1 protein-coding gene is annotated in these 273 nt (G+C 65.2%); it reads left to right on the top strand.

What is annotated here, in order from left to right; all coding sequences use genetic code 11:
• The coding region (locus tag FLQ44_RS19945) for a HAMP domain-containing protein (RefSeq protein WP_147695768.1) at window positions 1-273 on the top strand (273 nt) is incomplete at both ends.

The following is a 273-nucleotide window of genomic DNA, read 5'->3' as shown; positions in this document are numbered from 1 at the left end:
AGGTGGGTACGGAAGGCAAACTGGGCGGTCAGGCGCGAGTCGAGGGCGTGTCGGGCCTGTGGCGCGACCTCACCGACAACGTGAACCAGCTCGCCGCCAACCTCACCAACCAGGTGCGCTCGATCGCCGACGTGGCGACGGCCGTGACCAAGGGCGACTTGACCCGCTCCATCGCCGTCGAGGCGTCGGGCGAAATGGCGGCGCTCAAGGACACGATCAACGAGATGATCCGCAACCTGAAAGAGCAGACGCTGAAGAACGCCGAGCAGGATT

This window comes from Vogesella mureinivorans (assembly GCF_007644035.1).
In the GTDB taxonomy this organism is placed as follows: domain Bacteria; phylum Pseudomonadota; class Gammaproteobacteria; order Burkholderiales; family Chromobacteriaceae; genus Vogesella; species Vogesella mureinivorans.
Note: the sequence above shows the minus strand (reverse complement) of the source record. Positions and strands in the feature narration are given on the sequence as shown.